The sequence below is a fragment of the Agrobacterium sp. 22-226-1 genome (genome assembly GCF_053522345.1).
The window spans coordinates 1-9,219 of record NZ_JBNWCP010000035.1; the positions used below are offsets into that span (position 1 = coordinate 1).

Genomic DNA, 9,219 nt, shown 5'->3' on the forward strand with positions numbered 1-9,219 from the left:
CCAGTCCGGTCGCACGACGCCATCGAGGATGACGAAATAACCTGCCTCGGCGTAGCGACCGGCAACGTCGGCGGCGATCTGCATGATCATCCGGTTCTGTTGATCGGACTCCGGAAGCCAGGGGTCGATGCGGCCGTGCTTGATGTAACCCCATAGATCATCGCTGTGGAAATGCACCTTTGGCACACCGGGCAGGCGTGCAAGCGTTTCGGCTATTGTGGACTTGCCGGAGCCGGGATGGCCGGAGAGAAGGAGAATGTGGCCGCGGAGATGGTCTGTCATGGTCATGTTTCAGTCTCGGATGCTGCCAGATCAATTGTCGATCGCTTGCTGTCGATATCTGTTGTTTGGCGGGCTGACCTGGATGTGTATCGCGATGCTTGTGGTCGCGCGAGCGAGGTCTCTGCGGTCATATCATCGAATCATCAAAGGGAGCGATTTAAACGCCTGTCTTTGACGCCGGTTTTGCGAAACGGACGCCGACACCACCGCCGTTCTCGTCAATGAAAACGAGGCCGGCTTCTTCGAATGCATTTCGAATCGCGAGAAGAGTCGAAGAGTAGCTCGGTTTTCCAGCCTCTATCCGCGTCACAGTTGCGGGCGTTACGTTGGCGCGGTTCGCAAGATCCCGTACGCCCCACTTTAGTGCCGCCCTAGCCATCCGGACTTGATCTGCTGTTAACATTAACACCTTGACATAATCTTGGCGCGAAGTCAGACTCGCGATTGTAAATTGCAACGGCCAAGGAGGTGCTAGGCACACCGTCCTTGACCTGACCACAATCTAGCTATCAGGAGCTTGGATCATGGCTGATTCTGAGAATAGCAGAACTTTACCTAAAATTTCGTGCGCAAATGCATTCCCCAACGAGACTTTTGTCGACAACCTGCCAAGCGTGATCAACCGGCGCAATCTTTTGCCGCTGGCCGCACGGATCCTGCCGATGCTGCTCAACGATCTTCCCTCGCGCACCATTGCCGGACCGGTGCATGCCAAGGAACTGTGGCCGGACTGGTATGACATGTATCAGCAGCGGCTTGCCGCCGAGCGGGAATGCCGGGAACTCGAGGCGCGACTGCTGGAAGAGACCGGCGGTCGTCCTGCTGTCGTGATTGCAGTTGACGATGGTGGTCCATCGGTCGGGACCGTATCCTCTTTCGGGGAGATCAGGAAACTGGCGCCGCGGATCGGCGCTGATGCGGCAGAGAGCGCACGTCTGGAGTTGCTGAGACTGAGACGGGCATGGAATGCGGCTGACCGTCGCATCGGTTACAGCGCCAGTCTTGCGAAGGCGCAGGACCTTGCCCGGTTCGAGGGTATTGCCGGGCGTGTGCTGATTTCGCTGCAGCCCTATTACATCCACGACATTGCCGCCAAGCTTCACTGCATGCTGGTGATGTATGATCCGGAGCTTCGCAATGAAGAGACCCCCTGGCCGGAACTGCGCAAGATGCTGCGTGAGCTGATCCAGCCGCACTGGTCTGTGATCGAGCCGCAGTCGCGTATCCGCCTGCTGCGGCCGAAGACGCGCGAGAGGCGGTTTCAGGAGGAAAGGGACAGGATTGCCGTGTGAGCGGCGTTAGAGCAGCCTTGCAGGCTCGGCAGGGCCTGTGGTGAAACGTACGTCGCCGCGCCTTCGGCGCATCACTTAGATTGCCGCTACGCATGAGGGGACGTGTGGGGCAGAGCAGTCGGTGATTGGCTTGCGGGTTAGTAGAGCTCGAGGGAACTGAAGCGCTCTTGTTATGAAGCTCCAAGCGCTTTCTTTCGTCAGGGGGATGGACGTGTCGCAGCAGACGCTTGCACATCGAGCTTTTCCAGCAAGGAGGCGAGAGCGCCATTCCCTTCCTGTGGAACAGCGAATATGGGCTACCTGCGCAACTGGCGCGAGGCAGTCTCGTCCGTGGCGTAATGGGCTATCGACCTGGCAAGTGCTTCAGCAGGTTCGGTCATGCCGTATAACCTGATTGTGGGATGCTGGTTCCAACGCAATTGGCGCAGCGGTCCCGCCGCTCGCTCCCAATAGGTCGTATTGCGTTTGATGCTGTCCTAATCAGAAGACTCGTTCAAGGCATGCAATCGCCTACGCAGCCTTTACGAGATCGTGGATCTGCTCGCGTATCCATTGCTGACCCTGATGCCTGTGCGTCCGCTCATGCCATATGAGCTCTACCTGGAAGCGTTCCGAGAGCCACGGAACGTCTATCCATGCGACCTCAGCCAGCCGGTTCCGCATCAGGCGTCGCGGCACCAGGGCGACGAGCTCGCTGCTGGCTACGATGCTCGGAACAACGAGGAATGAGGCGGCAGACGCGACAACGGCGCGGGAGTGACCGAGGGCTTCCAGGGTGACGTCCACCGGCGAAGAAAATGCGCCGCCAGACGGCGAGACGATCACCTGCTCAAGCCGGGCGAACCCGGCTGCAGTCGCCCCCTCCGCGATCCGTGGGTGCCCGGGACGGCCGATCAGAATATAGCTTTCCTCAAACAGGTGCCGGGTACGCAGGTGAGCCTGCCCGGCATCCGGTGTGGCGATGGCGAGATCGATATCACCATTCGCGAGTTGCTGCCCTAATCTCACCGGTGCAAGCCGATGCACCGCAAGCCGGATATTAGCAGCCCTTTCGCGCAGCGATACAATAAGAGGCGCAACCACCACAGCCTCGACGTAGTCGGTGCAGGCGATCGAGATGGTCAGCTCGGCTGTTACGGGGGAAAAGCTATCATGACCCTGGAGCGTGCCGCGGATCTGATCCAGCGAGGCGCGAAGCGGTCCGATCAGCTCGAGCGACTTGGCGGTCGGTACCATGCCACGATGCGCCGGCACGAGCAGGGGATCCTTGAACAGGTCGCGAAGGCGGTTCAGTTGGGCGCTGAGTGCCGGCTGGCTCATATGCAGCCGGGCTGCGGCCCTTGTCACGTTGCGCTCGACAAGCAGAGCTTCGAGACTGACGAGGAGGTTGAGATCGATGCGCTTCATATCCATGTGCTGGATAGTAGCGCATAAATCAATCGATTTCACATATGGTCTATGGGTTGCGATTTAAATCTCCAGGGAGTGCCGTGCTGCGCTGCTCTAGGAAAGTGATGGAGATACACATGTCGATTGATCGAAAGCCTACCATTGTCGTTGCAGGCAGCCTGAGCAAGCAGGGCCGGAGCGTGACGGAATCGTTGTTGGGGAGTGGACGGTATCACGTTCGTGCGCTGACAAGTCGTACAGACTCGCCTGCGGCCCTCAAGCTGGCCGAGCAGGGCGCCGAGCTCTTCGCCGTGCCGCTTGCGATCAACCACAGGAGCGATTTCGTGAAAGCGTTTCGAGGAGCACAGGGTGCTTTCCTGATGACACCAGTCGTCGCCCCGCCAGCTACCTACGAGTTCGACATCGGCAGGGACCTGGCAGATGCCGCCGTGGAGGCGGGTGTCGATCACATCGTTTTCAGCACGCTGGAAAACGTCGATGAGATCACCGGAGGTTCGAAGTTCGCGCCGCATTTCACAGACAAGGCGCGCGTCAAGGCTTATATCCAGGGTCTTCCCGTTCGCAGCTCATTCGTCGAGCTCGCGTTCTTCTACACCAACCTTCTCGAATATTATACACCGCGCAAGGAGGGCGACGCGCTCCTCTTTCCCATTTATCTGCCGGAGCATTTCCGAGCACCCTTCGTCGATCCGCTGACGGCGACAGGGCCAGCCGTTCTGGAAATTCTCGACCATCCCGACATTTATGCCGGGCAAACGCTACCGATCATCGGGGACGTTCTATCACCGGCCGAGATGATCGAGACCTTCAAGCGCGTCACCGGCCGGAAGGCTGTGTATGCATCCGCCTACACCCCTGATGAACTGGTTCGTCATTTTCCGGAGTTCGGGGAAAATCCCGAGCTCGTTCGAGAAAACATCGGCATGGTGGAATACGCGGTCGAATATGGATATTTCCGGAAAGATCGGGATCTCTCGTGGAGCAGGCGGATCAACCCCTCCAGTCTCACCTGGGAGCAGTTCCTGCTGAAGACCGGTTGGGACGGCAAAAAAAGGGCTTTTGGCCTCAGCTCGTAAACTTCGTCGCTCGCCGGTCGTGTACTCAGACGTCGAGCGCAGGAACCTTTATCGTCAGGAGGGATTTCGCACACAGATGCATCTGGAAATCCCGAAAAAAGTACCCGATGTCCACAGGCTTCGAGTTCACAACCATCCAAACGTCACGTGGTCCGCGGGCCTCGCCACGCAGGTGTAATCAGTTGGCGGTGAAATTGTCCCAGCCGGAAAGCGCAATTTCCGCCACATCGTGCAGCTCGGCGCGGTCCGCTCCATCCCGGGCGCGGATCGCCATGCCGCTTTGCACTGTCTGCACGAACCTCGCCAATTTGGTCGTATCCGCCGTAGCCTTTAGATCACCATCGTTCTTCGCTCGATCGAAGCGCGCTTTGAGCAGATCGAAACCGCCTGCACGAGTCGCTCGCATGAGTTCGCCCAGTTCGGAGTGCCCTTCGCTGCCCACGGTCGCGAGCGTTGCCATGCACCCATGGGGTAGATCGAGATCTCCACCGGTTATGGCAGTCGCGGAATCCTGAAGAAAGTGCAGCGCGGCCTGCCTCGCTGTCGTAGCGGCCCTGAAGCGAGTCCACACCAACCCCTCGTAGGTCGTGTAATAGTATCGGAGGGCCTCGGCATAGAGCGCATCCTTCGAACCAAAGGCCGCATAAAGGCTTTTGGTTCCGATCCCCATTGCCTCCGTGAGGTCGGCGATCGAGGTCGCCTCGTATCCCTTGATCCAGAATAACCGTGTCGCCGCGGCAAGCGCAGACTGGCGGTCGAACTCACGCGGCCGGCCTCGTGGAGGACGAGTCGGCGGTGTGCTGGCTGGCGGCATCGAAAGATCATTTTGCATTGACCACTGCATAAATCAGTTGACGACAGATTGCAATGCCGCTACCGATTTGTGCATCGATCACTGCATAAAGGGATCCTCCCGGCGCTGTGGTCGCCGAGAACCTGGCCAAAGTCGTTAAAGATGGCGTTCAGTGGGTTGCCTGATCACGTGGTTCCCACACAGTACAGTTAACAAGGAAGCCAATGAAGGCCGCAGTTTACCAATCACCCGGCGCTCGTGAAGTCCTGCGCCACATCGACGTTGCGGCAGAAAAGGCTACTATGGATCAGCTCTCCTCCTTGACCGAAACCATTGCGCGTCACTGCCCGGAAGATGGCGTTCATGCATCTAATATTCCCGGCGTGACGCTAATCCGGTCTTCAATGCCGACCATGCCGATGCCAGCACTTTACGGGCGCACGCTCTGCCTCGTTGCCCAAGGCCAAAAGCGTACAGTACTGGGCAATGCGGCCTTTATATACGATCCGTCAACCTGCCTGATTGCATCGGTCGAGCTGCCGGCAATGGGATCGGTTATCGATGCAGTTCCGGAGCGGCCTTATCTTTGCCTACAGTTGCACTTGGACACTTTTGCCATAGCTGAACTCGCGATGCGCTTTCCGGCTTCGAGCGTGGAGCCTGCGAGACCATCCACCGGGCTTGCACTTTGCCGCACTACTCCAGCGATAGTCGATGCCGCACTTCGCCTTGTGGGTCTGCTTAATACGCCGGAAGACATCGACGCGCTCGCGCCTTCTACCGTGCGCGAAATCCTCTATCGGCTATTGGGCGGTGAGAGCGGAGCAATTCTTCGGCAGATGGCCCGCGCGGACAGTCGCCTGAATCAGATTGCTCGTGTGATCTTGTGGATTCGGACGCATTTTCGTGAGAATTTCTCAATTGAGCAGGCCGCGGCGGAGATCGCCGGAATAAGCCGGTCGACTTTCCATGCGCATTTCAAAGCGGTCACCGCCATGAGCCCGATTGAATTCCGCACTCAGCTCAGGATGCAGGAGGCGCAGCGCCTGATGGTCGGCAACAAGATGGACGCAGCCAGCGCAGGCTTCCAAGTCGGTTATGGCAGCCAATCGCAATTCAGTCGCGACTACGTGCGCATCTTTGGGCTTCCACCGGCGCGTCACGCCGGCCGACTGCGCAACTCAACCTGAGCTGCTCTGCCTTTAGGACGCTCTGTGTGTTTCGGCGTGGAATATTGGACCCATCTCAATCGGTGGCCGGTTCGCGCAGTTTCCCAGGCGACCATTACCGGCAAACAATTCGTCAAATTCACCTGAACCGCACTCTGGAGAGCAAAGATGTCCAAACCTCCGATTGACATTGCCACCATTTTCTTCGGCCACTGGTCCGCAAATCGCATTGAGGACGCACTTGCGATGCTGTCGGATGACGTCCTCTATGACAACGTGCCGCTGCCCAACATCGTAGGGAGAGACAACGTTCGCAAATTCCATAAAGACTTCGGGGTTGGAACGGCGTTCAGGGTAGACTGGGCTGTGACCAACATCGCGGCATCGGGGAATCTTGTTCTCAACGAGCGGATTGATGTGTTCACCCATCAAAGTGGCGCGACGATCACGTTGCCGGTCATGGGTACGATCACGGTGGAGAACGGGGAAATCACTGTCTGGCGCGACTATTTTGATCTGGCCGACTTCGAAAGGCAGGCCTCACTTCTCAAGAGATAGCCAGATCGCATATTCTCCGCGGTAGCAATCGGGCCGGTACATTTTCGGCGGGCTGCCTGGATCAGGAAAAAGCACCGTTGCTCAAACGTTGGCACGGAGACTAAAGGTGCTTTATCTGAGGGTGGACACTGTCGAGCAGGCAATCCGTACATCCCTACCATTGGTGGAAGGGCTGGATGTTGGCCCAAGCGGGTATGTGACACTCTATCGATTGGCGACCGATAACCTGCGGCGAAGACGTTCTCCAGAACCATGGGGGTGCGCTCCGGAAATCATCCTCCCCATCGCGGTCATTGAGTTCAAATGCGTATTCGATAATCGCATACGCTCTACCCGCGAGAGCAACATTCGTTTTCGTCAACGTTTCTGGACGTTTTAGAGTAATACCCTGTCAAAGATCATGCTGAGCTCTTCCCAGTCGAGGGATCGGTTTCTCCGCGCTGGGAGGACAGCGGGCTATTGGTCTTGCAAAAGGCGGCCTGCAGTTGGAAGCGACATTGCGGTCACATTGTTTGGCAGAGGAAATGAGTCCTCTCCCGGATAGATGACAATGCGCTTTAGCGGCTGGAGATCCTCGCAAGCAAGGTGAAACCCTTTTTCGAGTTTCGGCGACAGACTTCGCTTGATCTCTATTGCCCAAGGCTTTTGGCCTGGAGGGGTGAGCAGAAGATCGATCTCGGCGCCGGCCGCCGTACGGTAGAAGTTGGCCGCAGTGCCGTGGGGTGAGGAGGCAACGAGTGTTTCGATCACAAAGCCCTCCCAACTGGCACCGACAATGGGATGTCCGAGCAGTTGCTCGGTGCTTCCAAGCCCAAGAAGTGCGTGGGCAATGCCGCTGTCTCTAACATAGATTTTGGGTGATTTGACTAACCGCTTACCGATGTTGGCATGCCATGGTTCTAGACGACGCACCAAAAGTAGGTCGACGAGAAGATCGAGATAGGAAGCCACGGTCTTGCCATCGACTCCGAGGGAGCGGGCGAGTTCGGCTGCATTAAGAAGCCCGGAGTGATGATGAGCCAGCATGGTCCAGAATCGTCTCAAAGTCTCAGCGGGAATGCGCGGTCCCAGCAGCGGAATATCGCGTTCGAGATAGGTACGAATGAAATCCTGGCGCCAGCGCATGCTCCCACTGTCGCTGGAAGCAAGGAAACTATCGGGAAATCCACCCCTTAGCCAAAGTTTTTCCAGTGCATTTGCCGGCACTTCCAATCCATCGACAGGATGCATTTCAAGATAGGCTATGCGGCCAGCTAGTGTTTCTCCAGATTGTTTGAGGAGATCGATGGAAGCCGAGCCAAGTAGCAGGAACTGTCCAGTGCGCCGTCCGGAGCGGCGATTCCGATCGATCAAGCCCCGCAGAATCTGGAACACGTTAGGCAGACGATGAACTTCGTCAAGGATGACGAGTTTGTCACCATGACTTGCAAGATAGAGCTCCGGTTCCGATAGTTTGGCGCGGTCCGCTTCTGATTCCAGATCAAGATAGATCGAGGGCCGGGTTTTTCCAATATTGAGTGCAAGTGTTGTTTTGCCGACTTGGCGAGGGCCCAACAGTGCAACCGCAGGACTTTCATCTACGAGATGTCGGAGTTCGGTTTCAATTCTTCGCTCAATCATCCTTGCATTTATGGAGTTTTATTCCGTAATTGCAAGGATAAAGTTGAATCGCGTTAGGAGCGTGGCTGCCCGACCGCTTCGCTGCGACGCGTTTGGCACTTGCGGACATTTCGTAAGATGGACTAATCTTACCATCGGCAGGGCAACGTCAAGCGCTTTCGCAACCAGTTCGTCCCCGTTTGAGCTCGTCAGCGAGGACTGCTTTGAGCAGAACATCTTAAACAACCGCGACAGCGTCCATTTCAAAGAGAATGTCAGGGTGAAAAAAAACGCGGATACCTGTACGAGAATACTGGTAGGTGCGCGTTCCGACGAAATGAATTGATCTCTTACGCGACGAAGCGTCGGAAGGTCGACCCCTATGGGATGCCGTCGGCACATTGATCCCCCGTTTCACATCGGAGGAATGCGCAAATTACTTCAGGGCTGCAGGCTATGACCCGGATTGAACAGGATCTGTTCGAGTGCCGTGCTTCGACCTAGATGAGCAAGTTTGTCGTTTCGACGCGTTTTAGCCTATTTCTCTCCGTCAGACATTATTCATGCCATCGCTTCGTCCTTTCAATGATGGCAAAGGAGCGTTGATGGCTAATTGGCGACGCGCTGCAAAAGTATTTGCGAGTGGAATATTTTACTCACGCGGACCAAATGAATACATATATTATTGTATTTATACTTTAATTATGGAATTAATTACCAATTATGGAGTGTCGCGAATGATTGATCGCGGCAGAGCTTTGAAACAGGGGGAAGGGCCACCATTAAACATATATTTTATTTCGGAGCGACAAGGAAATATATAAAATATTTTATTGAAAGAAGGAGGGAATTTAATTGACGAATTTCAGTTGTTTTACGAACGGGCAATCCGAACAGCTTGTAACCAAGTGATTTTGTATAGGTTTTTTTATGGAGGGTGGATTATTTATTGGTGGAACGAGAGGGAATCTGATTGAGAAGTGGACTGAAAAAGCGATAAAAATTGATGGCGATCGATCATAATAACAATATCATGATAT

Annotated in this window: 9 protein-coding genes; 5 read left to right on the plus strand and 4 right to left on the minus strand. The window is 55.9% G+C overall.

All coding sequences use genetic code 11. The features are described 5' to 3' along the window. Positions 1-282: AAA family ATPase (locus ACQZ5K_RS26665; RefSeq protein WP_448742034.1), on the minus strand; the 282-nt coding region annotated here is incomplete at its 3' end. A gap of 524 nt (positions 283-806) precedes the next feature. Between ACQZ5K_RS26665 and ACQZ5K_RS26670 the strand changes: the two genes are divergently transcribed. Beyond that, positions 807-1,574, plus strand: coding sequence for a hypothetical protein (locus ACQZ5K_RS26670; protein WP_448742035.1), 768 nt, complete (start codon positions 807-809; stop codon positions 1,572-1,574). A 510-nt stretch (positions 1,575-2,084) separates the two neighbouring features. Here the strand turns inward: ACQZ5K_RS26670 and ACQZ5K_RS26675 are convergent. Further along, positions 2,085-2,981 (minus strand): LysR family transcriptional regulator, encoded by an 897-nt coding sequence (locus ACQZ5K_RS26675; RefSeq protein ID WP_448742036.1) that lies wholly within the window; start codon positions 2,979-2,981, stop codon positions 2,085-2,087. A 119-nt stretch (positions 2,982-3,100) separates the two neighbouring features. On the opposite strand from ACQZ5K_RS26675, the gene ACQZ5K_RS26680 reads away from it, so the two are divergent. Next, on the plus strand, positions 3,101-4,060 hold the full coding sequence (locus ACQZ5K_RS26680) for an NmrA/HSCARG family protein (RefSeq protein ID WP_448742037.1): 960 nt from the start codon (positions 3,101-3,103) through the stop codon (positions 4,058-4,060). A gap of 178 nt (positions 4,061-4,238) precedes the next feature. On the opposite strand, the gene ACQZ5K_RS26685 is transcribed toward ACQZ5K_RS26680, so the two are convergent. Continuing rightward, positions 4,239-4,892: a TetR/AcrR family transcriptional regulator gene (locus ACQZ5K_RS26685; protein WP_448742038.1), complete on the minus strand. Its 654-nt coding sequence runs from the start codon at positions 4,890-4,892 to the stop codon at positions 4,239-4,241. 185 nt (positions 4,893-5,077) lie between these two features. Between ACQZ5K_RS26685 and ACQZ5K_RS26690 the strand changes: the two genes are divergently transcribed. From ACQZ5K_RS26690 to ACQZ5K_RS26700, 3 genes are all read left to right on the plus strand, one after another. Continuing rightward, positions 5,078-6,043 (plus strand): AraC family transcriptional regulator N-terminal domain-containing protein, encoded by a 966-nt coding sequence (locus tag ACQZ5K_RS26690; RefSeq protein ID WP_448742039.1) that lies wholly within the window; start codon positions 5,078-5,080, stop codon positions 6,041-6,043. 147 nt (positions 6,044-6,190) lie between these two features. Further along, positions 6,191-6,580 (plus strand): limonene-1,2-epoxide hydrolase family protein, encoded by a 390-nt coding sequence (locus ACQZ5K_RS26695; RefSeq protein WP_448742040.1) that lies wholly within the window; start codon positions 6,191-6,193, stop codon positions 6,578-6,580. Between the two features lie 52 nt (positions 6,581-6,632). Then, the gene (locus ACQZ5K_RS26700; RefSeq protein WP_448742042.1) at positions 6,633-6,959 is read left to right on the plus strand and encodes an AAA family ATPase; all 327 of its coding nucleotides are present in this window, start codon (positions 6,633-6,635) and stop codon (positions 6,957-6,959) included. A gap of 77 nt (positions 6,960-7,036) precedes the next feature. Here ACQZ5K_RS26700 and ACQZ5K_RS26705 read toward each other — a convergent pair whose 3' ends face one another. Then, a complete protein-coding gene (locus ACQZ5K_RS26705) occupies positions 7,037-8,200 on the minus strand; it encodes an ATP-binding protein (protein WP_448742041.1) in 1,164 nt (387 codons plus the stop codon). Positions 8,201-9,219: the final 1,019 nt, after the last annotated feature.